The organism is Rhizobium sp. Rhizsp82, assembly GCF_047325115.1.
Taxonomy (GTDB): domain Bacteria; phylum Pseudomonadota; class Alphaproteobacteria; order Rhizobiales; family Rhizobiaceae; genus Rhizobium.
In genome coordinates, this window is the sequence record NZ_CP168570.1 from 142,699 (window position 1) to 163,514 (window position 20,816).

The 20,816-nt window shown below is 62.5% G+C and carries 24 protein-coding genes; 13 read left to right on the plus strand and 11 right to left on the minus strand.

Features of this window, described 5'->3' with window-relative positions:
• Window positions 1-18: 18 nt before the first annotated feature.
• From ACEN84_RS05470 to ACEN84_RS05485, 4 genes are read right to left on the minus strand one after another with little or no spacing between them, the layout of a single operon-like run.
• Window positions 19-522 carry a chemotaxis protein CheW gene (locus ACEN84_RS05470; protein WP_112719894.1) on the minus strand — a complete coding sequence of 168 codons (504 nt, stop codon included), beginning with the start codon at window positions 520-522 and terminating at the stop codon, window positions 19-21.
• A complete protein-coding gene (locus ACEN84_RS05475) occupies window positions 519-2,594 on the minus strand; it encodes a chemotaxis protein CheA (RefSeq protein WP_413710236.1) in 2,076 nt (691 codons plus the stop codon). Before ACEN84_RS05475 ends, ACEN84_RS05470 begins: the two co-directional genes overlap by 4 nt.
• On the minus strand, window positions 2,591-2,959 hold the full coding sequence (locus tag ACEN84_RS05480) for a response regulator (RefSeq protein ID WP_112719896.1): 369 nt from the start codon (window positions 2,957-2,959) through the stop codon (window positions 2,591-2,593). The genes ACEN84_RS05475 and ACEN84_RS05480 overlap by 4 nt, the downstream gene beginning before the upstream one ends.
• Complete coding sequence (locus tag ACEN84_RS05485; protein ID WP_413710237.1) at window positions 2,956-3,285, minus strand: STAS domain-containing protein; 330 nt, start codon at window positions 3,283-3,285, stop codon at window positions 2,956-2,958. The genes ACEN84_RS05480 and ACEN84_RS05485 overlap by 4 nt, the downstream gene beginning before the upstream one ends.
• A gap of 342 nt (window positions 3,286-3,627) precedes the next feature.
• Between ACEN84_RS05485 and ACEN84_RS05490 the strand changes: the two genes are divergently transcribed.
• The gene (locus ACEN84_RS05490) at window positions 3,628-5,364 is read left to right on the plus strand and encodes a chemotaxis protein (protein WP_413710238.1); all 1,737 of its coding nucleotides are present in this window, start codon (window positions 3,628-3,630) and stop codon (window positions 5,362-5,364) included.
• A gap of 10 nt (window positions 5,365-5,374) precedes the next feature.
• On the opposite strand, the gene ACEN84_RS05495 is transcribed toward ACEN84_RS05490, so the two are convergent.
• Entirely contained in the window at window positions 5,375-6,454 is a 1,080-nt protein-coding gene (locus ACEN84_RS05495; RefSeq protein WP_413710239.1) for a tetratricopeptide repeat protein, read from the minus strand.
• A 10-nt stretch (window positions 6,455-6,464) separates the two neighbouring features.
• Window positions 6,465-7,121 carry a thiamine phosphate synthase gene (locus ACEN84_RS05500; RefSeq protein ID WP_112719900.1) on the minus strand — a complete coding sequence of 219 codons (657 nt, stop codon included), beginning with the start codon at window positions 7,119-7,121 and terminating at the stop codon, window positions 6,465-6,467.
• Window positions 7,122-7,228: 107 nt separating this feature from the next.
• Between ACEN84_RS05500 and ACEN84_RS05505 the strand changes: the two genes are divergently transcribed.
• Complete coding sequence (locus ACEN84_RS05505; protein WP_413711263.1) at window positions 7,229-7,993, plus strand: sulfite exporter TauE/SafE family protein; 765 nt, start codon at window positions 7,229-7,231, stop codon at window positions 7,991-7,993.
• On the opposite strand, the gene ACEN84_RS05510 is transcribed toward ACEN84_RS05505, so the two are convergent.
• Window positions 7,990-8,382, minus strand: a complete 393-nt coding sequence (locus ACEN84_RS05510; RefSeq protein WP_413710240.1) for a GFA family protein — start codon at window positions 8,380-8,382, stop codon at window positions 7,990-7,992. The genes ACEN84_RS05505 and ACEN84_RS05510 overlap by 4 nt on opposite strands.
• A gap of 149 nt (window positions 8,383-8,531) precedes the next feature.
• Here ACEN84_RS05510 and ACEN84_RS05515 point away from each other — a divergent pair, with 149 nt between their 5' ends.
• On the plus strand, window positions 8,532-8,792 hold the full coding sequence (locus tag ACEN84_RS05515; RefSeq protein ID WP_413710241.1) for an ArsR/SmtB family transcription factor: 261 nt from the start codon (window positions 8,532-8,534) through the stop codon (window positions 8,790-8,792).
• 159 nt (window positions 8,793-8,951) lie between these two features.
• On the opposite strand, the gene ACEN84_RS05520 is transcribed toward ACEN84_RS05515, so the two are convergent.
• Window positions 8,952-9,125 carry a YdcH family protein gene (locus ACEN84_RS05520; RefSeq protein WP_112719904.1) on the minus strand — a complete coding sequence of 58 codons (174 nt, stop codon included), beginning with the start codon at window positions 9,123-9,125 and terminating at the stop codon, window positions 8,952-8,954.
• A 228-nt stretch (window positions 9,126-9,353) separates the two neighbouring features.
• Here ACEN84_RS05520 and ACEN84_RS05525 point away from each other — a divergent pair, with 228 nt between their 5' ends.
• The 7 genes from ACEN84_RS05525 (at window position 9,354) to ggt (ending at window position 15,022) form a co-directional block, all read left to right on the plus strand.
• Window positions 9,354-9,557, plus strand: coding sequence for a YdcH family protein (locus ACEN84_RS05525; protein ID WP_130282062.1), 204 nt, complete (start codon window positions 9,354-9,356; stop codon window positions 9,555-9,557).
• 19 nt (window positions 9,558-9,576) lie between these two features.
• Complete coding sequence (gene purE, locus ACEN84_RS05530) at window positions 9,577-10,071, plus strand: 5-(carboxyamino)imidazole ribonucleotide mutase (RefSeq protein WP_112719906.1); 495 nt, start codon at window positions 9,577-9,579, stop codon at window positions 10,069-10,071.
• Entirely contained in the window at window positions 10,068-11,132 is a 1,065-nt protein-coding gene (locus tag ACEN84_RS05535) for a 5-(carboxyamino)imidazole ribonucleotide synthase (RefSeq protein WP_413710242.1), read from the plus strand. The genes purE and ACEN84_RS05535 overlap by 4 nt, the downstream gene beginning before the upstream one ends.
• A gap of 155 nt (window positions 11,133-11,287) precedes the next feature.
• The gene (gene ykgO / locus ACEN84_RS05540; protein ID WP_003582204.1) at window positions 11,288-11,413 is read left to right on the plus strand and encodes a type B 50S ribosomal protein L36; all 126 of its coding nucleotides are present in this window, start codon (window positions 11,288-11,290) and stop codon (window positions 11,411-11,413) included.
• A gap of 111 nt (window positions 11,414-11,524) precedes the next feature.
• The gene (locus ACEN84_RS05545; RefSeq protein WP_112719908.1) at window positions 11,525-12,139 is read left to right on the plus strand and encodes a hypothetical protein; all 615 of its coding nucleotides are present in this window, start codon (window positions 11,525-11,527) and stop codon (window positions 12,137-12,139) included.
• A 62-nt stretch (window positions 12,140-12,201) separates the two neighbouring features.
• Window positions 12,202-13,215: an alpha/beta fold hydrolase gene (locus ACEN84_RS05550; protein WP_413710243.1), complete on the plus strand. Its 1,014-nt coding sequence runs from the start codon at window positions 12,202-12,204 to the stop codon at window positions 13,213-13,215.
• Between the two features lie 64 nt (window positions 13,216-13,279).
• On the plus strand, window positions 13,280-15,022 hold the full coding sequence (ggt, locus tag ACEN84_RS05555) for a gamma-glutamyltransferase (protein WP_413710244.1): 1,743 nt from the start codon (window positions 13,280-13,282) through the stop codon (window positions 15,020-15,022).
• On the opposite strand, the gene ACEN84_RS05560 is transcribed toward ggt, so the two are convergent.
• The gene (locus tag ACEN84_RS05560) at window positions 15,023-15,730 is read right to left on the minus strand and encodes a hypothetical protein (RefSeq protein WP_413710245.1); all 708 of its coding nucleotides are present in this window, start codon (window positions 15,728-15,730) and stop codon (window positions 15,023-15,025) included.
• A gap of 156 nt (window positions 15,731-15,886) precedes the next feature.
• Here ACEN84_RS05560 and ACEN84_RS05565 point away from each other — a divergent pair, with 156 nt between their 5' ends.
• A complete protein-coding gene (locus ACEN84_RS05565) occupies window positions 15,887-16,951 on the plus strand; it encodes a helix-turn-helix domain-containing protein (RefSeq protein ID WP_413710246.1) in 1,065 nt (354 codons plus the stop codon).
• Between the two features lie 72 nt (window positions 16,952-17,023).
• Window positions 17,024-17,998: a threonine/serine dehydratase gene (locus tag ACEN84_RS05570; RefSeq protein WP_413710247.1), complete on the plus strand. Its 975-nt coding sequence runs from the start codon at window positions 17,024-17,026 to the stop codon at window positions 17,996-17,998.
• A 1-nt stretch (window position 17,999) separates the two neighbouring features.
• Here the strand turns inward: ACEN84_RS05570 and ACEN84_RS05575 are convergent, their stop codons facing one another.
• The gene (locus ACEN84_RS05575; RefSeq protein ID WP_413710248.1) at window positions 18,000-18,794 is read right to left on the minus strand and encodes an SDR family NAD(P)-dependent oxidoreductase; all 795 of its coding nucleotides are present in this window, start codon (window positions 18,792-18,794) and stop codon (window positions 18,000-18,002) included.
• Between the two features lie 118 nt (window positions 18,795-18,912).
• Between ACEN84_RS05575 and ACEN84_RS05580 the strand changes: the two genes are divergently transcribed.
• Window positions 18,913-19,857, plus strand: a complete 945-nt coding sequence (locus ACEN84_RS05580; protein ID WP_413710249.1) for a GlxA family transcriptional regulator — start codon at window positions 18,913-18,915, stop codon at window positions 19,855-19,857.
• Here the strand turns inward: ACEN84_RS05580 and ACEN84_RS05585 are convergent.
• On the minus strand, window positions 19,854-20,771 hold the full coding sequence (locus tag ACEN84_RS05585; protein ID WP_413711264.1) for a LysR substrate-binding domain-containing protein: 918 nt from the start codon (window positions 20,769-20,771) through the stop codon (window positions 19,854-19,856). The genes ACEN84_RS05580 and ACEN84_RS05585 overlap by 4 nt on opposite strands.
• Between the last annotated feature and the right edge of the window lie 45 nt (window positions 20,772-20,816).

The window sequence follows — 20,816 nt, forward strand, 5'->3', positions numbered from 1 at the left end:
GCTGATATCAACGGCGTTTCAGTTTGAGTTGCCGGCGCTGTCGTGCCGGGCGGAGAAGATTGCCTGCAGATTGGGGATGATGATGAACTCCCCTCCCCGCTTGACGAGGCAATTGATGTAGTCGGCGCGCCAGCGCATGCCGACACTTGGCGGTGGTTCGCTCGCCGTCTTTGCGAGCGTGGTGACTTCATTCACCTTGTCCGTCCTGAGGCCAACGAGCGTACGCTCGCCCTGCAGGTCGATTTCGATAACGATGATGCGGCTGTCGATCGTCGCTTCCGTCGCCTCCATGCCGAAGGCGAGACGCAGGTCCGCCAGCGGAATGACCTTGCCGCGGAAATTGATGACGCTCGCCACATAGGACTGGGCGCCGGGCACAGCGGTCTCCGGCAGCAGGTCCAGGATTTCCTGAACCATGACCGCCTCGAGAGCGAAGGTTTCGCCGTTCATGTCGAAGGTCAGGACCTCGACTTCTTCGGCATAGGCCCAATGCTGGTCTACACGTTCGGCTACGGCGCTCATCCTGCGACCCTCATCTGCGCTTCCTGTTGCTGACCGGCGGCCACGAGATGGCCGACGTCGAGAATGAGGGCGACGCTGCCGTCGCCGAGAATGGTGGCGCCGGAGAAGGTCACCACGTCGTTGTGCAGCTTCGACATCGACTTGATGACCGTCTGGTGGTCGCCGATGATCTGATCGACGACGAGGCCGACGCGCTCCGTGCCGGTCGAGATGACCACGACCTTCTGATGCACATCCGGCTTGGTGCCGGTGCGGAAGAGATCGCGAAGGCGCAGGAACGGCACCAGGCTGTCACGCAGCGAGATGAAGCTGCGGCCGCGCGAACGCAGATCCTCTTCCAGCGACAGTTCGAGGCATTCCTCGACCGCCGAGAGCGGGATGACGTAGCGGCCGGAGCCGACGCGGACGAGAAGTCCGTCGATGATTGCCAGCGTCAGCGGGATGCGCAGCGAGACTTCCGAACCCTCGCCCGGACGGCTCTCGATATCGATGGCGCCACGCAGCGCCTCGACCGTCTTCTTGACGACATCCATGCCGACGCCGCGGCCGGAGAGATTGGTGATCGTCGCAGCCGTCGAAAAGCCCGGCGCGAAGATCAGCTGCAGTAGTTCTTGATCGGAAAGCTGCTGGCCGGGCGCGATGAGACCGGAGGATTCCGCCTTGGCGCGGACCCGTTCGCGGTTGATGCCGCGGCCGTCGTCCTTGATCGAGATGATCACTTCACCACCGGACTGGCGGGCGGACAGCGTCACGGTACCGGCTTCGCTCTTGCCGGCGGCGAGACGATCGGCCGGGGTTTCCAGGCCGTGGTCGATCGAGTTGCGGACAAGATGGACGAGCGGATCGGCAAGGCGCTCGATGACCGTCTTGTCGACTTCGGTGCTTTCGCCTTCCGTGATCAGTTCGATCGACTTGCCGGTTTCGCGGGCAAGATCGTGAACGAGGCGGCGGAAGCGCGAGAAGAGCGTGGCGACCGGCACCATGCGCAGCACCATCATCGTGTCGCGAAGCTCGCCCGACAGGCGCTCGATTTCTTCGGAGACGGAGCGCAGCGCGATATCCGAGCTTGAACTTGCCAGCTGGCTGAGGCGCGACTGGGCGATGACGAGCTCGCCGACGCGGTCCATCAGTTCGTCGAGGCGCTCGGCGGGAACACGAACGTTCTCCTGTGCCTTCGCCTGACGGCTGTCGACGGCCGCAGCGGCCGGCGCATCGCGCTTGACCGGAACGGCCTCGACCGGCTTGAAGGCCGGAGCGGCGGCAGCCTGCGGTGCGGCAACGGGCGCCGCGACCGGTGCGGGCTCGGCGGCCTTGACCGGCTCGGCTGCGACAGGCGCGGGAGCCGGGGCGGCGTCATCGATATCGACGACTTCGAGCTCCATGTCATCCATCACGAAGATGAAGACGTCGTCGATCGCCGAACGGTCCTGCTCGCTCTTCAGCGTCACTTCCCAGGAGATGTAGAGTTCGTTCGCCACGAATTCGCCAAGCGGCGGGATACCGGCCGTATTGGCGCGCACCGTGCATTCGCCGAGCTCGCGCAGCTCGTCGAGCAGGCCGAGCGGATTGGTGCCGTTGGCCATCGCATTGGACGGCAGGCTGAAGCGGATGCGCCAGTGATTGAGCTTCTTCTGCGGAGCAGGTACCGCAACGGCTGCAGGTACCGCTACAGCAGGTGCCGCTTCCTTCGGTGCCGCGGAACCGCCGACGGCGGCCTGCAGCTGGGCAAGCAGTTTCTGCCCGGTATCGCCGTGGTCGGCGTCGGGCTGATCGACGAGCGCGCGCATGTGATCCTGCGCCGCCAGTACCGCTGCCACCAGTTCGGCGGTTGCCGGAACTTCGCCCTTGCGGACGCGGTCGAATGCCGTCTCGCAGTGATGCGTGAAGGCTGCGAGCGCCTCGAAGCCGAACATCGCGCCGGAACCCTTGAGGGTGTGCAGGCCGCGGAAGACGGCATCGACGAGGCCCTTGTCGTCGAGCTGATGGGTGAGATCGAGAAGCCCGGCCTCGATTGCCTCGAGGCATTCGGCGGCTTCCGTGCGGAATACTGCGACCGGATCGAGCGTGCTCATCTGCCGAGAACTTTCTTGACGATCTTCACGAGGTTTTCAGGATCGAACGGCTTGGTCAGCCAGCCGGTGGCACCGGCCGCCTTGGCGCGGGCCTTGAGATCGGCATCGGACTCGGTGGTGAGGAAGATGATCGGCACGCCCGCCTGGCTCGGCAGCTTGCGCAGCTCCTCGATCATCGTCAGCCCGTCCATGACAGGCATGTTCAGATCGGTGACGATCAGGTCGAACTGCGCGGTCTGCGCGGTTGCCAGACCTTCGGCACCGTTGACCGCCTCGGTGATGGTATAGCCCGCATTGGTCAGCGTGACCTTGGTCGTCAGCCGGATGCTGGCGGAATCGTCAACTGTCAGGATATTGGCGCTCATGCTGTAACCTCTTCATGCAACCAGAACTTCGCGTCCTCGGCGGTGAAGGCTTCGACGAAGCCGGCGCGTTCGAGAACCTTGAGAATACGCTCGCCAACAGGGGACGAGAGCGTCAGGGTCTTGCCTTGCAGCTTGGCCTGGCGGCGCGCGGATTCCACGAGTTGCACGAAGCTCAGATCGGCCTCCGCACTCGATGGAATTTCCAGTATAATTCGATCTTTACTTTCGATTTCACTAGAAATTGTCGCGCTAAGATCCAATACATTCCTGATACTTAGAACTTCAGGCAATGATATAGAATCGCGATGCTGATTATCGCCGCTCAAGACAGCCCCCGAGGCATGAGAAATACTTTTATTCCTCTAAAGGACTCTCATGACAGGCTTAACGGGGAGTAAACTGTGGTTGTAACCGATCTACAATTGCCGCGAGTCCCGACTCCCAAATTCTTACCCAAGATAAGTTATAGTCGGCAATTTTTATGGGTATTTTTGATAAGCAAAATCATATGGTTAAATTAACATGAGAGCTTCCTAACGAGAAAGGCTCCGCATTTTTTACGCATCGTTAATCACAACGCAGGCGAGTCGGCGGCGTTTACCCCTCATTTCCATCCTGCCCGTAAAAATAGCATCAGTTTTGCAGAAGTAATAAGTAAAGGGAACAACGTGGCAAACGGGGCAGGATCGGCACAGGCGATAGAGTTGACCACCGGTACGGAGGTCAGTCAGACGCTCGAAACCGCGCGCAGCCAGGTCGAAGAACGCTTCCTGGAAGGCGGCACGGTGCTGCTGTCCGTCATGGACGTTCTCAACCGTTTGCTAAATTCTCTCGATAACATCACCAAGGCTCTCGACAACAATGAGTCGAGCAATGCCGACGCTGATCTGCGCGCCACCGTCGAAAGCCTGACCGCCCTGCCGGTCACCGAACAGGCGCGCCAGACGGCACTTGCGACGCTCGCCGAAACCGGCAGCGGCCTGCACAAGCATATCGCCGAGATGCAGGAGACCATGCGTTATCTCCGCACCTTCGCGGTGACGGTGAAGATCACCGGCGCCGGTCTCCCGGAATTCGCCGGCTTCGCCCAGGAAATTCTTGAGCGCATCTATTCCGGCACAGAGGAAGTCAATCGCTTTGCCGGCCACCTCGACAGCCTGCAGAAGGAAGTAAAGCTGGCGCTGAGTGTCGGCGCCAACCTGTCGAAGAGCTATTCGGAAACCGTGCCCGCCGTTGCCGGCGCGCTGCGCCAGGATGCGCAGAAGATCGCCGAACACCGCCAGAAGCTCGGCGTCATCGCCCGCGAAGTCGGCGCGATCGCCCGCGGCGTCCAGTCCAAGGTCGCCTCCACCCTTTCGGCCCTGCAGATCGGCGACATTACCCGTCAGCGCATCGAGCACGTCCAGAGCACCTTCTCGCTGCTCGACGAATTCCTCGATGGCGATGGCAAGGCACTGAATGCCGACCAGCGCGAGCGGCTGCGCAATGTCATCAATCATTTGACCGCGGCACAGATGGCGGAAATGTCCGCCGATTTCAGCCGCGACACGCAGAATGTCGTGCAGACAATCAAGAGCTTCGGCCACGACACGCACGAGATCATGAAACTGCGCGACCAGATGGCTGGCGGCGGCGAAGGCAATTTCATGCGCGCCCTGGAATCCAGCGTTTCGGCCGCCCACGAAATCGTCAAGCAGGTGGATGCCTCCAGCCGTCAGGCTGACCAGGTTAGCCAGTCGACGCTCGGCACCGCGGCCAAGCTTCTGGAAGCGATCGGCAACATCCGCGCCGTCAAGACCGACATCAACTACATGGCGCTGAATACCAACCTACGCTGCAGCCGTCTCGGTGAAGAGGGCAAGTCGATCAATGTCGTGACCGCCGAGCTTCGCATCTTCGCAGGCAAGCTCGACGATTCCGCCGATGCGATCGTCAACGGCCTGCCTGCGCTCGAAGCCGCAGCTGGCAACATGGGCCCTGCCGCAGGCGGCAATTCCGGCGGTCTCGCCGAGAGCCTGACGGCCGCTGTCGGCAGCATCCGCTCGGGCGCGGACATGATGGAAGAGGAACTGAAGGTTCTGGCCGAGCACGGCCGCGAGGTCGCCAGTAAGATCACCCTGATGATCGGCAAGCTCGACTTCGAACACGATCTCGGCGAAACGCTGGTGCGCTGCGCCACCGTTCTCGAAGACGTCGCCGGCATGGAAATCGCCAATATCGACGATATCGCCGAGTTGATCGCTCCGCTCGACCGCAAGATCTTCAAGCTCTACACGATGGTTCAGGAACGCAACGTCCACCGCGCCATCATTCCGGCCATCGAAGACGAAGCGGCACCGGCCGCTGCGGCAGCGCCGGCGGCTGCCGGTGACGACGAAGACCTCTTCGCCGACGCGCTGTTCTAGGACTTAAAGATTACGGAAGGCGGCGGAATTTGTTCGCCCGGTCGATGGCCGCCTTCTGCTGATCGTCCTCGATCCCCAGGAAGAAATCCTCGAGCTCAGGATCGGGCAGGCCGGCCCGGCGTGACAGCACATACCATTTGGCCGCCTCGATCGGATCGGGCTTGGTGCCGAGCGCGTAGATGTAGAGATGCGCGAGCTTGTTCTGCGCCACCACGTTGCCGCGGTTGGCGGCAAGCTGCATCCACTGGAAACCGTGCACGAAGTCACGCGGGCCGTTCTTGCCATTGACCATCCAGACGGCGAGATCGACCTGCGCGGTATCGAAACCGGCATGGGCAGCACGCGCCATCCAGGGCCGCGCAAGACGGCGCTTCTCGTCCGGAATATCGGGCATTGTCGAATAGAGTTCAGCTACCGCATACTGCGCATCGGCAATGCCCTGCTCCGCCGACTTCTCGTAATAGGGCAGCGCGAGCTTCAGTCCGTCCTGGCCGGGATGGTCGGAGGTGAGGATCTGGCCCCAGTTGAACTGCGCGGAAGAATTGCCGGCATCAGCCGATTTCTTCATATATTCGTCGGCCTTGGCCTTGTCGCGCGGCACGACTTCGCCGGCCATCAGCATCAGCGCATATTTGAACATCGCCGCGCCATCGCCGCCTTCGGCTGCCTTGCCGTACCAGAAAGCAGAGCTCTTCGGATCGCGGCGCACACCGAGACCGGCATACTGGATTTCGGCAACCAGCGTCTGCGCGGCGGGATCGCCTAGCTGGGCCCGCGGCAGCGCAAGCTGCATCGCGGTCAGATAATAGCCACGCTGATAGGCGCCATAGGCATCATCGACCGGCCCCTTGTAGTCCTTCTCAGGCGGCAGGTCGGGAAGCTTCGCGCCCATGCGATCGAGAACGCCGAGACCGGTCGAGGGCTGCACACCTTCCGGCGGACGTCCCTTCTTCAGCGGTTCGGCATCGCCGCCAACCGGCCGCGTCACCACATTGTCGATCGTCTGGGCCATTACCGCATAGGGAATGGCCGCGGAAAACGCGGCAGCGGCGAGAATCAGACGGCGAATGTGGACGGCGCGGATCGGCATAAGCGCGACTTCAATCCTCAAACCGTGGCGCTTTTTCGTCAAGAAGTGCGTTGACCTGCGCAACGATCGCCGGCGCCTGTGCCGGATCGGCAAAAACAGCCAGCCGCAACGCCACGAACTCGGCGCCGGATTCGGCGACCACGAGCGCCGAAGCAGGATCGGTTCCGCCCATCACCATGCAGGGAATTTCGATCATCGACGCCCACCATTCGCCGAGCGCGACGTTCTTCGGATGCGCTTCCGGCTTGATGTCGCCGTCGAGCTTGCCGAAGAAGATGTAGTCGGGACGTTCCTCGCCGATCTCCAGCGCATTGTGGCGATCGGTGGCATTACCGCCGCCGACGATCAGCTTGTCGGCATATTTGTCGATCGCTTCGGCGATCTCGGCAGCCGGGCCGGTCAGATGCAGGCCATCGGCCTTGGCGCGGCCGACGATGCGGCTGTCGCCGGCGATCAAGGCAGCCGCGCCCGCGTCCTGGATGATCGGCACCAGCTTTTCGGCGTGCTTCTGGAAAACGCCGTCGTCGAGGCCGTATTGCGGCACGATCACCGAGGCGACATCTCCGCCTTTCAGCGCATCGCCAACAATCTTCGCCCTCTCGTCGGCGTCTGCAATGTCAGGCGCGATCAGGACCAGGCGGCAGCGGTTTTCCGGTTCGGTGCTCATGAAGTCTTTCCATTTTCTGCCGATTCCGCCAGCAGGCGGTAAATCCGCACTCGTTTTGTGTGAGTAATTCCGATAGACGGGGCTGGCAAGGGGAGGACTTGAAAAGCATGCTGCCGGAACTGTCATTCTTTTATGCGGCAGTGCCCGCCGTGCTGCTCGTTGGCCTCGCGAAAGGCGGCATGGGAGATGCCCTTTCGCTGATCGGCGTCCCGTTCCTCGCCCTCGTCGTCTCGCCGGTCGAAGCGGCCGCCATCCTGTTGCCGATCCTCGTTTTCATGGACATCATCTCGCTGATCATCTGGCGCCAACATGGCGACTGGACGACGCTGAAGATCATGCTTCCTGGCGCGCTCTTCGGCATCGCGCTCGGCTGGGCGACATCCGCACTCATTCGCGGCAATGCGCTGCGCATCGTCATCGGCACGGTTACCGTGCTGTTCTGCCTGCGCTACTTCTGGAACAATTTCGGCCCCGGCGCCGGAAAAGTCGTGCCGCCGCGCGGCCAGCGCCCGATCCTTGCGAGCGCCTGGGGCACTCTGTCGGGATATGGCAGCTTCGTCGCCCATGCCGGCGGCGCGCCGTTCCAGATCTATGCCCTGCCGCTGAAGCTGCCGCCGCGCGAATTCACCGGCACCAGCGTCCGCTTCTTCGCCATCCTCAATGCCGTGAAGCTGATCCCCTATTTCGCGCTCGGGCAGCTCGACACCAAGAACCTGGTCACCTCGATGACCCTCCTGCCCTTCGCACCGCTGGCAACGATCGCCGGCGCCTGGTGCGTGCGCCGCATGAAGCCGGAGATTTTCTATCCGTTCATGTATGCCATGGCGATGATCGCCGCGTTCCTCATCATGCGCGAAGGTCTCGGTTTCTAGTCTTCCGATCGACCGGCATTGTCGCGGTCGCGTTCATAGCTGCGAACCCAGGGAAATGGCGGGAGCCACGCCTCTCGGCGGATCGTCCAGAGCTCGTAGGTCGGCTTGAATTGGCTGGGCTCATCGAGAGAACCGAGGTTCAGCTCGACCTCATCGCCGCTGCGGCCAAAGACCGGCGACCCGCAGCGCGGGCAGAAGAAGCGGCCGGCATAACTCCCCGTCTCGCCTTGAACCTCGACCGCGTCTTCAGGATAGATCGCCGAAGCATGAAACAAGGCGCCGTGATGCTTGCGGCAATCGAGACAATGGCAAATGCCGACGCGGTAGGGCGCTCCCGTCGCGGCAAAACGGACATTGCCGCAGAGGCAGCCACCGGTGAAGCGGTCCATCCTGCATCTCCTCGTCATCCAAGAGAGCTGACGGTTTACAACGAAGTCCGCCTTTACAGCAAATCCGGGCGTTCACCGGCAGGCAATCGAGTTTGGGTGCACCGCACAATTTCCTTGCCGGAAAGCGGTCTTTGACGTAGCGTTTCGGCATGTCGAACATCGACCCCTTCGCCGCGATATCAGATCCGAACCGGCGGTTCCTGCTGGAGCAGCTGAGACGCGCGCCGAAGACGGTCAATGAACTCGCCGAAACGCTTCCGATCAGCCGCCCGGCAGTTTCGCAACACCTGAAAGCGCTTCTGGATTCGAACCTCGTCTCCGTCACCTCCGAGGGCACGCGGCGGATCTACGCGGTCAACAACCGCGGTTTCGACAGGCTCAATCTGTGGCTGGACCAGTTCTGGGTTTAAAGCACGCGCTACAAATGAAAATGCGCCAGTCCAACTCCGCACTGAATGGACTGACGCACGATTTTGTAAAGCCACCGGGCCCTTGCTAAACCTATTTAAAGTTTGGATTTTTGTCCTTCAAGACTGCAAGTGATCGACCGGTGATCTCGAGTTATTCCATTAGTGAACGGAAGATTTCAGACGTTGGATTTCGTCCTTGATACGCAGCTTTCTGCGCTTGCACTCTGCAATGTCTGCATCGCGCTTAGAGGGAGATGTCATCAGCGCGTGCAGCTCCTCCTCAAGAGCTCCATGCTTCTTCTCAAGTGACTCAAGATGAGCTTGAACAGTCATTTGACCCTTCCTTCCTCTTGCCTTCCCCAGCCATCCATCGCTGGAGTTCTAGGCGTCAACCTTTCGACTGTGACATATTTTTGAAGGCTTGTCGAAGGCGAAAACGTGGTGCCTAGATGGCAAATTCATGATCAACACTAACTTCCCGTTACCGCTATTTGGTGATAGGAGCTTGCGGAAATCATCGGCAGAACGGACAAGGTCCGAGGACGGTAATGGGGAATGCAAATGGCCGATCAGGAACAGGCGGAAATCAGGCTCATAGCAGCTCGGCTGCGGCAGGAGCACGAGGATTATGACGCCGCGATCAACGCCATGATTGCTACCGGCTGCGATGCTCTGCGCGTACAGCGCATGAAGAAGAAGAAGCTTGTGATCAAGGACAAGCTGACGAAGATCGAGGATCAGATTATCCCGGATATCATCGCCTGAAGGGGACGTGCCGTTGACGATGACAGACAGACCACCCGTTGCCATCATCATGGGCAGCCAGTCCGACTGGGAAACCATGAAGAACGCCGCCGACACGCTCGAGGCGCTCGAAATTCCCTACGAGGCGCGCATCATCTCTGCGCACCGCACGCCGGATCGGATGGTCAACTTCGCCAAGAATGCGCGTGACGAAGGCTTCAAGGTGATCATCGCCGGCGCCGGTGGCGCAGCCCACCTTCCGGGCATGACGGCCGCCTTCACGCCGCTCCCGGTCTTCGGCGTCCCGGTTCAGTCGAAAACCATGTCCGGCCAGGACAGCCTTCTCTCGATCGTGCAGATGCCGGGCGGCATTCCCGTCGGCACGCTGGCAATCGGCAAAGCGGGCGCCATCAACGCGGCACTCCTCGCAGCCGCGGTTCTCGCCCTTTCCGATGAAGATATCGCCGACAGGCTCGACGAATGGCGCGAACGCCAGAGCGGCGCGATCGCCGAATACCCGATGGACGACAGATGACTGCAAAGACGATCGGCATCATTGGCGGCGGCCAGCTTGGCCGCATGCTTGCCATGGCCGCAGCCCGGCTGAACTTCCGCACCGTCATTCTGGAGCCACAAGCCGATTCTCCGGCCGCCCAGGTGGCCAACCGCCAGATCACCGCCGCTTATGACGACCCGGCAGCGCTTGCCGAGCTCGCCAAGCTCTGCGACGTCGTTACCTACGAATTCGAGAACGTGCCCGTTGCTGCCGCCGCAACGCTTGCCGCAAGCGTTCCGGTCTATCCGCCGCCGAAGGCACTGGAAGCCGCGCAGGACCGTCTGGTCGAAAAGCGCTTCATCAATGACTGCGGCATCCCGACCGCGAAATTCCATGCTGTCGACAGCCAGGAAGACCTGGAATCGGCGCTCAAGGATTTCGGTGGGCAGGGCGTGCTCAAGACCCGCCGCCTCGGCTACGACGGCAAGGGGCAGAAAGTGTTCCGCTCGCCTGCCGACAGCGCCGAGGGCGCCTATGCCGCGCTCGGCAGCGTGCCGCTGATTCTCGAAAGCTTCGTCGCCTTCGAGCGTGAAGTCTCTATCATTGCCGCCCGCTCGACCGACGGCACCGTCGTTGCCTTCGACCCGGCCGAGAATGTCCACAGGAATGGCATCCTCCATACCTCGACGATCCCGGCATCGATTTCGGACACCACCGCCGAGGCCGCCCGCGAGGCTGCCGAAAAGATTCTCTCCTCGCTCGGCTATGTCGGCGTCATCGGCATCGAGTTCTTCGTGCTCGCCGACGGCGGCCTGATTGCCAACGAGATGGCGCCGCGCGTCCACAATTCCGGCCATTGGACGGAGGCCGCCTGCGTGGTTTCTCAGTTCGAGCAGCACATTCGCGCTGTCGGCGGCCTGCCGCTCGGCGATGCCGGGCGCCATTCGGACTGTGTGATGCAGAACCTGATCGGCGACGACATCCTGACCGTACCGGACTGGCTGAAGCGCAAGGATGCCCTCGTCCATCTCTATGGCAAGACCGAGTCCCGGCCGGGCCGCAAGATGGGCCACGTGACGGTGCTGACGGCGAAAACCTAGGATTTTGCCGGATAAAAGGCCTTCATGTGGTTGACACAGGAATGCCATCGGGTTATCTGCCTGCCCAACCTAAAGGCGCGCCACGAGCGCGCTTTTGAATGTTTAAAGATACGGGCGAATGTGAAATTCCCCCACAGAGATCGCGGATCAGAAAAATGAAGATCAAGAATTCGCTCAAGTCGCTCAAGGCTCGTCACCGTGACAACCGTCTGGTTCGCCGCAAGGGCCGCATCTACATCATCAACAAGCTGAACCCGCGCTACAAGGCTCGTCAGGGCTGATCTAGCGTTCCGGAGCATCTGGGCGGCATTCGTGCCGCTGCCATGCTTTTCGGTGGGTCGCTGCGGTGATCACGTCAAATTTTCTTTGATCTTGTGCGTTGGCGGGCTACATTGTCCGCCATGCGCTTTTTTGCTTTGCTCTCCGCGGCCCTGCCGCTGACCCTTGGTCTCCTCGCTCCAATCGCTCCTGCCGCCGCTGCGGAAAAGGACGTTATTGTCGAGCAGCCGGATGCCAATGCCTCCCCCAAACAACGGCTCGACAATCTCTATGCGCAGCTGAAGCGCGAGCGTGATCCGGAGAAGGCGAACGGCATCGCCCAGGAGATCCGCATGGAATGGAACGATTCCGGTAGCGCCACCGTCAATCTCCTGATGCAATGGGCCGACAAGGCGATCGAGGACAAGCGCAGCGCCGCCGCCCTCGATTTCCTCGACGAGGCGATCGCGCTGAAGCCGACCTATGCAGAGAGCTGGAACCGCCGCGCCACTCTGAACTACGCTTCCGGCAACTATCGCAAGTCGATGTCCGATATCGAGCATGTGCTGGAACTCGACCCCCGCCATTTCGGCGCGCTGTCGGGAATGGCGGCCATCCTCAACGACACCGGCAACGATCAGCTGACGCTGAAGGCATGGGAACGCTTCCTCGACGTCTTCCCCGCCAACCGCACGGCGCAGGAGCAGGTGAACACCCTTTCGGAAAAACTCGCCGGCAGCCGGACCTGATCTTGACGGCGGCGCGCCGCACCCAATCTTAGGGATAAGTGATACACCTTCCCGGTCCGACCATGCTTGCCGAAGTTTCCGCCCTCCTCGCCCCCATTGCCGCCGCGATCGGTTACAGTTCCTACAAGGCCCGCCAGTTCGAACGCGCCTATCCCAATGTCGGTGAACTCATCGATGTCGGCGGCTATCGCCTGAACTCGCTGCATATCCCGCGCCCGGAGACTGCCGACCTGCCGCCCGTCGTCTTCATTCACGGCGCCAGCGGCAATCTGCTCGACCAGACCGGCGCCTTCCTGCGTCCGCTGCAGGGCCGCGCCGAAATGCTCTTCGTCGACCGGCCGGGTCACGGCTATTCCGAACGCGGCGGCCCGGAAAACGCGATCCCCTCCGGCCAGGCCGCTGCGATCGCCCGGCTGATGGAAAAGCGCGGGATCGAGAAGGCGATCATCGTCGGCCATTCCTTCGGCGGCGCCATTGCCGCCGCCTTCGGCGTCCATCATCCGGAAAAGACGGCGGGCCTGTTGTTTCTGGCGCCTGCCACCCATCCATGGCCCGGCGGTATCGACTGGTATTATCACGTCGCGACGGCACCCGTTCTCGGCTGGCTGTTCAATCACGCCCTCGTCGTGCCGATGGGTATGCGGCGTCTCGAACAGGGCACGCTGAACGTATTCCGCCCGAACCTCAGGCCATCGGACTATATCGCCAGCACCGGCCCGTCTCTCGTGCTGCGTCCCGATACCTTCTACAACAACGCCGCCGACTTCACCCGTCTCCATGCCTATCTTGAGGCGGAATCGCACCGCTACCCCGAGATTGCCGCGCCGACGGTGATCATAACAGGAGACAGCGACGATATCGTCTGGGAGCATCTTCATTCGCAGGGCCTTGCCCGCGATATCGCCGGCTCCGAGCTGGTGAAGATCCGCGGCGTCGGCCACAAGCCGGATTATCTCGCGACCGATGTAGCGATCGCCGCGCTCGAAAAGATCGCCGGTTTTTCGCGCGATCTGCAGGCCGCCGCACGCGCAGCGGAAGCGCGCCTTGCCGGAGAGATAGCGGCAGTTGCCGCCTGAAACCTTGCACCGGCAAAAAGCCGAACCATATCCACTCGATAATTTATCTTTTGGAGGGGATCTCATGGACCGGCTTCAGGCCAGAACCATTTCGCTTTTCACCGCTTTCGCTTTCTCTCTCAGCCCACTTTCCACCAGTTTCGCCGCCTCGCCCGCGCCCGTCGAAGGGCGGCATGGCATGGTGGTGACCGCCCAACATCTGGCGACAGATGTCGGCGTCGAGGTTCTGAAGAACGGCGGCAATGCCGTCGATGCCGCAGTCGCCGTCGGCTATGCGCTCGCTGTCGTCTATCCGACCGCCGGCAATATCGGCGGCGGCGGCTTCATGACCATCCGCATGAAGGACGGCAAGACCACCTTCCTCGATTTCCGCGAGCGCGCGCCGCTTGCCGCCACGAAGACCATGTATCTCGACGCCAAGGGCGATATCGTGCCGCGCGCCAGCCTCGATGGCTATCTCGCCGTCGGTGTCCCCGGCTCCGTCATGGGCTTCGAGACCGCCCGCGAGAAATACGGCACCAAGTCGCGCGCCGATCTTCTCGCACCTGCCATCGCCTTCGCCAAGGACGGCTTCACCTTCGAGCAGGGCGATGCCGCGATCCTCGCCGACAGCGCCAAGCGCCTCGCCAAGGACGAAGCTGCCGCCAAGATCTTCCTGAAGGACGGTAAGCCGCTGGCCGCCGGTGAAAAGCTTGTTCAGCCGGAGCTCGGTACCGTGCTCCAGGCAATCTCCGAGAAGGGCCCCGAGGCCTTCTACAAGGGCGCGCCGGCCGAGGCGATCGTCAAGGCCAGCCAATCGAAGGGCGGCATCCTCGCCAAGGAGGATTTCGAACAATATTCCGTCCGCGAGCTGAAGCCGATCGAGTGCAATTACCGCGGCTACGACATCGTCTCCTCGCCCCCGCCCTCATCCGGCGGCGTCATCATCTGCGAGATTCTCAATGTCCTCGAAGGCTACCCGCTCTCCTATCTCGGCTATGGCTCGGCCGAAACGGTGCATGCCATGGTGGAAGCCATGCGCTACGCCTATGTCGACCGCAACGCCGCGCTCGGCGACCCCGACTTCGTCGACAATCCGGTCAGCAAGCTGCTCGACAAGGGCTATGCCACCGAGATCCGCGAAAAGATCGATCCCTACAAGGCCGGCAAGTCGGCCGACCTGAAGCCGCTCGGCGGCAAGGAAAGCACCGAGACGACGCATTATTCGATCATCGACGACGAGGGCAATGCCGTCGCCGTCACCTATACGCTGAACGGCTCCTTCGGCGCCGGCGTCGTCGCACCCGGCACCGGCATCCTGCTCAATAACGAGATGGACGATTTCACCTCGAAACCCGGCGTGCCGAACCTTTATGGTCTCGTGCAGGGCGAGGCGAACGCCATCGCGCCGAAGAAGACGCCGCTCTCCTCGATGAGCCCGACGATCATCTCCAAGGACGGCAAGCCCTTCATGGTGATCGGCAGCCCCGGCGGCTCGCGCATCATCACCATCACGCTGGAAGCGATCCTCAACGTCATCGATTTCGGCATGGATATCAGCCAGGCCGTCAACGCGCCGCGCATTCATCATCAATGGCAGCCGGACAAGGTCTTCCTCGAGCCCTACGCGCTTTCGCCCGACACGGAAAAGACGCTCGCCGCCATGGGCTACACATTCGACGGCGGCAATGACGCGCCGGTCTGGGGCCAGGCAGCCGGCATCCTCGTCGGCGGCAAGAGCCTTGCCCATATCGAGAAGGGCGGCGGCGCGCGTTACTACGGCGCCATGGATAGCCGCGCCGTCGAGGGCGCTGCCAAAGGCTACTGATCAGCGGATCCGGGCGCGGACATAATCGCCCCGGATCGTCACCTGAGGCTTGGCACCCGGCACGCTCGGCTTCTCGGCATCGACAAGCGATGCCTTGGCCGTAACCGTGTAATCGACCGGCACGTCCGCTCCAAACCCAAGCGTGGCATCGAGCGAGGTCGCCTCGATGCCGATCTTCTCGTCCCTGGCGATGGACGCATAGGTGAGGTTCGCCCGCACAGCAGTGCCGGAAATATCGACCTCCGACGCATGACCGTCGAGGCTGATGTCGGCGGCATTGCCCGATGTGCGAAAGCTCGAGAAATTGCCGTCGAGCCGCGCCATAAAGGCATGCTGGTCGATCTTAACGGCAGCCCCCGCCGGTACGTTGGCGGAGACATCAGGCGCGCAATCGCCGATATCGCTCCAGGCCGAAACCGCGACATCGATCGTCATTGACGTCCCGTCGATCTGCACCCGGCTCTCATCCTTGCATGCGTTGAAGAACCAGTTCGAATACCAGGACGAGAACCAGCCGATGCGCCGCCCCGTCGTCACGGCCTCATAGGGCCTGCCGGCATCCGTGGTGATCCGGATCGAGCTGGAATCGCCGCGGATGACGATCGAGCGGATCGCGGTGATATCGAATGTCTCGCCCGGCGTGATCGAGCCGCCGAAGGCCGACAGCAGGGTCATGAAGAAAAGCGGAATGGAAAGGATGAGGCTCATCGGTTTGCTCCTTGAATAAGGCCGGCAGATCCGGCGAGACCAAGGTGCAATTCGTGCAGTTTTCCGGAGACCTAGATCGTGTTTCGGGTCGCCCGCAATTGCGATCGAGGCCATTCTCGTGCTCATATCCTCAAGGCAATCATCCGGACGCCGACCATGATCTTCGTGCCGCTACCCTTCGTCGTCGCACTGCTGCTGCTCATCCTGCTCGTCAGGATGCTGCGGACGGAGGAATGGAATGCGCCCGGCCGCCGGCTGTTTCTGGCGCTGATCGCCGCCTATGCCCTGCAATCCGTCCTCATCGGCTTTCGCTGGGGCTATGACACGCTCGCCATCATGCCGTTTCAGGCGGTGCTGGCGGCACTCGTCGCACCGCTTTCCTTCGCCAGCTTCGCCGACCTGACACTGGAGACGCCGCGTCCGTTGAAGCGCCAATGGCCGCATCTCCTGCCGGCGATCGGAGTGGCGCTCGCCTTCGCCTTTTGGCGCGATATCGTCGGTCTGAGCCTGATCCTGATCTTTCTCGGCTACGGCCTCAGCCTGCTCTGGATCTCCCGCAGCGGCGCCGACGGCCTCGTCGCCTCGCGGCTCGACGGCGCCTTCCTTTCCCATCGCTCCCTTATGGTAACGGCCGTCGCCTTGATCGCCTCTGCGCTCAGCGACGTCTTCATCAGCCTGGATTTCGACAATACCGGCGGCGCCCATGCCGGGCAGATCGTGGCGCTTGGCAATGTCATCGTGCTGCTGATCCTCGGCAGTGCGGCGACGATTGCCGGAACCAGCCAGCCGGAGCAACCGGCAACCGAAGCCGCGCCACCCCCGCCCAGCCTGCCGACCGAGGAGGATGGCGCCGTTGCCGCCCATCTCGACAGCCTGATGGAGACCAGGCAGATCTACCGCGATCCCGAACTCAATCTGAACCGCATCGCCCGCAAGCTCGGCCTGCCGGCCCGCAGTGTCTCGACGGCGGTCAACCGCATCCACGGCATGAGCGTCTCGCAATATGTCAACGAGTTCCGCATCCGCTTCGCATGCGATCAGCTCCTCCGCACCGAGCTGCCGGTCACCAGCGTCATGTTTGAGGCAGGCTTCATCAGCAAGTCTAACTTCAATCGCGAATTCCTGCGGGTGACAGGCGCGAGCCCGACCGAATACCGGCGGCGCGAGCAGGCCGGAACGGTCGCGAGCCCAAGCCGCGCCCCGGCATTCGTGTCACCGTGACAAAAACCGCCGTTCACAACGGCTTTGTCACATTCTATTCATGGCGCAGCACATCAGCCGAAAGAACATCCCATGGCATCCATTGAAATGATCGTTGCCGCCCGTGCCCGCCTGCGCGGGCATGCCAGGCGCACGCCGCTGCTCTCCTCACCGTTCCTCGATGAAATGGCCGGGCGGCGGGTCTTCGTGAAGGCCGAATGTCTGCAGCATACCGGCTCCTTCAAGTTCCGCGGTGGCTGGTCGGCGGTATCGGGGCTGGAGCCTGATGTCCGCAAGCGCGGCGTCATCGCCTTCTCCTCCGGTAACCATGCCCAGGGCGTGGCCCTTGCCGCCAAGCTGCACGGCGTTCCCTCGGTCATCATCATGCCCTCGGACGCGCCGAAGCTGAAGATCGACAACACCCGCGCCTTCGGCGCCGAAGTGGTGCTCTACGACCGCGCCAAGGAAGACCGCGACGCGATCGGCGACCGGCTCTCGGCCGAGCGCGGCCTGACGCTGGTCAAACCCTTCGACGAGCCGCTCGTCATCGCCGGACAGGGCACGACAGGTCTGGAGATCGCCGAGCAAGCGGAAGAGGAAGGCATCAAGGCGGCCGAGGTTTTGATCCCCTGCGGCGGTGGCGGCCTGAGCTCCGGCGTCGCCCTCGCGCTTGAGGCCAGCGCTCCGTCGTTCACGGTCCGCACCTGCGAACCGGAGAATTTCGACGATTACGCCCGCTCGCTGGCGTCAGGCGAAATCAAGCGCAATGCCGCGATGACCGGCTCGATTTGCGATGCGATCATCACGCCCGAGCCCGGCAAAATCACCTTCCCGATCCTGAAGCGCCTCGCCGGCGCCGGCATCGTCGTCACCGACGAGGAGGCGCTCCGTGCCATGGCGCTCGCCTTCAAGCGGCTGAAGATCATCGTCGAGCCGGGCGGCGCAGTGGCACTTGCCGCGGCACTGTTCCACGGCAAGGCATTGGAGAGCGACACCGTCATCGCCATCACCTCGGGCGGCAATGTCGATACCGATGTCTTCGCGACGGCGCTGGAGCGCTTCGGCTAACTCAGACGCCGTATCGGGCTGCAGGTACAGAGCGGGAAAGGTGCGGCATCATTGCCTGCCGCGCATCCTCATGGGCCTGCAACAGCGCTACGTCTTCGAGCGCGGGGATGGTCGCGAACTCGCCCTGGTCGAAGCCCTTGAGCGAGGCATCGACCATCGCTTCGGCGGACATGACGATTTCGCCCGGCAGGTGCTCGACCGGCATCCCGGCAATGCCCCAGAATTCCGTTGCGGTGGCGCCCGGCAAAACGGCCTGAACGCGGATATTCTTGTCCGTCAGCTCATGCTTCAGCGACTGGCTGAAGGCCAGCACGAAGGCTTTCGTGCCACCATAGACGCCGTTGAGGATCTCCGGCGCGATTGCCACGATCGAGGCGATATTGATGATCGCGCCGCCGCCGCGGGCAACGAAGCCCGGCACTGCGGCATAGGTCAACCGCATCAGCGCGGTGACGTTCAGGTCGATCATCTGCTGCATCTTGTCGACATCGGCCGAAAGCAGCGGCGCCGTGCCGCCGACACCGGCATTGTTGACCAAGAGCGTGATGTTGCGGTCGCCCTTCAGCACAGCTTCCACCTTGGCAAGATCAGCCTGCGCGCCGAGATCGGCAACGACAGTCTCGACCTTGCGGCCGGTCTCAGCGCCGATGCGGCTCGCGAGCGCCGAGAGGCGTTCGCCATTGCGCGCCACCAGAATGAGATCGTAGCCGCGCTTGGCAAGCCTGTCGGCATAGATCGCGCCAATGCCCGATGACGCACCGGTGACGAGCGCGATGCCCTTGTTCAAATCGCTCATGGTCTTTCTCCTTCAATTGCTTTGGCGGGTGCCATCGCTTGAGGGATGTTTTACGAGGGATTGCCGATGTCCTGAATGTCATATAAACCACCTTTTAGGACAAACGGAGTTTTCGGCCATGCAGCGCATCGGCTTTCTTGTCTATCCCGGCTTCCAGATCATGAGCCTCGCCGCCGTCTCGGCTTTCGAGTTCGCCAATATCCAGCTTGGCGAGCAGGCCTACGAGATCCGCTATGTCTCGGAAACCGGCGGTCCGGTGCCGAGCTCGCTGAGCATGATTATCCACACGGAGGCCTTCGGCGATCCCGCCTTCGATACGCTGATCGTTTCCGGTGCGCCCGATATCCGCCTGCCGACCGCGGGCGAGGCCGCGTTCATTCGTGAGGCGGCAGATGCCTCGCGGCGGCTCGCTTCGATCTGCACCGCCGCATTCCTGCTGGCCGACGCGGGTGTCCTCGACGGCCGCAGAGTCACCACCCACTGGCATCTCGCCCGCGAGCTGAAATCCCGCTATCCCGCCATCAAGCTCGATGAAGACCGCATCTTCATCGTCGATGGCTCGATCTGGACTTCGGCCGGCATGACTGCCGGTCTCGATCTGGCTTTGGCGATGGTCGAGAACGATCATGGCGCCGACGTCGCCCGCGCCGTTGCCCGCAAGCTGGTCGTCTACCACCGCCGCGCCGGTGGCCAGTCGCAATTCTCGACGCTGCTGGATCTCGAGCCGAAATCGGACCGCATCCAGAAGGCGCTCACTTATGCCAGAAGCAATCTGACGAGCGCGCTCTCCGTCGAGGAACTGGCCGACGCCGCGCATCTGAGCCCGCGCCAGTTCAGCCGCACATTCCGCTCCGAGACCGGCCAGTCCCCGGCAAAGGCCGTGGAAAACCTGCGGCTGGAAGCGGCGCGGCTGATGATGGAACAGGGCCGGCACCCAATCGATGTCGTGGCGCGCGAAACAGGCTTTGCCGACCGCGAGCGGATGCGCCGCGCCTTCCTGCGCGCTTTCGGCCAGCCGCCGGCCGCCATCCGCCGCAACGCCCAGAGCGAACTGGTCGCCTAGGCCCGCATCAGCATCTGTTGCGGCGAAAGACCGGCAAGCGCTTCCTGCGCCGCCTGCAGCACGATCGATGACAGCCGCGCGGTTGCCGCATCCGGATCTGCCTCGGCGCGATGCAGCATCAGGCCGAGCGACGGCAGAGCGGGCAAACCGGCAGCTTCAGGCGAAACCGGCTTCACCTTGAGGGGAAGACCGAGCGGCGTGCGGATGGTGATACCGAGCCCTGCCGCCGTCGCCGCCCAGAGGCCGCCGAGGCTTGGGCTGACGAAGGAAAGCCGCCAGGGAATATTGGCCCGGTCGAGCGCATCGATCGCCGCGGTCCTCAGCAAGCAGGGCGCTTCGAGCGAAGCCAGCGGCAGCGGCTCGCCGCTTTCGACCGTCCAGCCCTGCGGCCCCGAAGCCGGTCCGACCCACAGCATCGGCACCTCGCCCACCATCTCGCAATGCGCCGTCACATTGCCGTTGCTCCAGGCAAGCGCCAGATCGAGCTTGCCGGTCGTCACCCGCTCGATCAGTTCGGCATTGCGCACCACGCGCGCCTCGATCCGGACTTTCGGATGTGCCCTGGCAAAACGGCCGAGCACCTCCGGCAAGACGGTCTCGCCGAAATCCTCCTGCAGCCCGAGCCGCACCCAGCCTTCGAGCTCTACGCTCTGGATCGCCGCCACCGCCTCATCGTTGAGCTCCAGAAGCCGCCGGGAATAGGCAAGCATCGTCTCCCCGGCATCGGTCAGCGCCAGCCCGCGGCCGGACTTGCGGAAGATCGGCGTTCCCGCCTGTTCCTCCAGCTTCTTCAGTTGCGCGCTGACGGCCGATGTCGAGCGGCCGAGACGCTCGGACGCCTTGGCGAAATTGCCGAGCTCCATGCCGGTCACGAAGGTGCGGAGAACATCCAGATCGAAATTTGTCTTGCGCATCATCAATCCCATTTTTCAGGATCATACGTTCGATATATTCTGATT

Excerpts from the sequence above, each read along its gene's own strand:
- ACEN84_RS05470 (WP_112719894.1), bottom strand. The coding sequence starts at position 522 with ATGAGCGCCGTAGCCGAACGTGTAGACCAGCATTGGGCCTATGCCGAA.
- ACEN84_RS05475 (WP_413710236.1), bottom strand. The coding sequence starts at position 2,594 with ATGAGCACGCTCGATCCGGTCGCAGTATTCCGCACGGAAGCCGCCGAA.
- ACEN84_RS05480 (WP_112719896.1), bottom strand. The coding sequence starts at position 2,959 with ATGAGCGCCAATATCCTGACAGTTGACGATTCCGCCAGCATCCGGCTG.
- ACEN84_RS05495 (WP_413710239.1), bottom strand. The coding sequence starts at position 6,454 with ATGCCGATCCGCGCCGTCCACATTCGCCGTCTGATTCTCGCCGCTGCC.
- ACEN84_RS05500 (WP_112719900.1), bottom strand. The coding sequence starts at position 7,121 with ATGAGCACCGAACCGGAAAACCGCTGCCGCCTGGTCCTGATCGCGCCT.
- ACEN84_RS05505 (WP_413711263.1), top strand. The coding sequence starts at position 7,229 with ATGCTGCCGGAACTGTCATTCTTTTATGCGGCAGTGCCCGCCGTGCTG.
- ACEN84_RS05510 (WP_413710240.1), bottom strand. The coding sequence starts at position 8,382 with ATGGACCGCTTCACCGGTGGCTGCCTCTGCGGCAATGTCCGTTTTGCC.
- ACEN84_RS05515 (WP_413710241.1), top strand. The coding sequence starts at position 8,532 with ATGTCGAACATCGACCCCTTCGCCGCGATATCAGATCCGAACCGGCGG.
- ACEN84_RS05520 (WP_112719904.1), bottom strand. The coding sequence starts at position 9,125 with ATGACTGTTCAAGCTCATCTTGAGTCACTTGAGAAGAAGCATGGAGCT.
- ACEN84_RS05525 (WP_130282062.1), top strand. The coding sequence starts at position 9,354 with ATGGCCGATCAGGAACAGGCGGAAATCAGGCTCATAGCAGCTCGGCTG.
- purE (WP_112719906.1), top strand. The coding sequence starts at position 9,577 with ATGACAGACAGACCACCCGTTGCCATCATCATGGGCAGCCAGTCCGAC.
- ACEN84_RS05535 (WP_413710242.1), top strand. The coding sequence starts at position 10,068 with ATGACTGCAAAGACGATCGGCATCATTGGCGGCGGCCAGCTTGGCCGC.
- ykgO (WP_003582204.1), top strand. The coding sequence starts at position 11,288 with ATGAAGATCAAGAATTCGCTCAAGTCGCTCAAGGCTCGTCACCGTGAC.
- ACEN84_RS05550 (WP_413710243.1), top strand. The coding sequence starts at position 12,202 with ATGCTTGCCGAAGTTTCCGCCCTCCTCGCCCCCATTGCCGCCGCGATC.
- ggt (WP_413710244.1), top strand. The coding sequence starts at position 13,280 with ATGGACCGGCTTCAGGCCAGAACCATTTCGCTTTTCACCGCTTTCGCT.
- ACEN84_RS05560 (WP_413710245.1), bottom strand. The coding sequence starts at position 15,730 with ATGAGCCTCATCCTTTCCATTCCGCTTTTCTTCATGACCCTGCTGTCG.
- ACEN84_RS05565 (WP_413710246.1), top strand. The coding sequence starts at position 15,887 with ATGATCTTCGTGCCGCTACCCTTCGTCGTCGCACTGCTGCTGCTCATC.
- ACEN84_RS05570 (WP_413710247.1), top strand. The coding sequence starts at position 17,024 with ATGGCATCCATTGAAATGATCGTTGCCGCCCGTGCCCGCCTGCGCGGG.
- ACEN84_RS05575 (WP_413710248.1), bottom strand. The coding sequence starts at position 18,794 with ATGAGCGATTTGAACAAGGGCATCGCGCTCGTCACCGGTGCGTCATCG.
- ACEN84_RS05580 (WP_413710249.1), top strand. The coding sequence starts at position 18,913 with ATGCAGCGCATCGGCTTTCTTGTCTATCCCGGCTTCCAGATCATGAGC.
- ACEN84_RS05585 (WP_413711264.1), bottom strand. The coding sequence starts at position 20,771 with ATGCGCAAGACAAATTTCGATCTGGATGTTCTCCGCACCTTCGTGACC.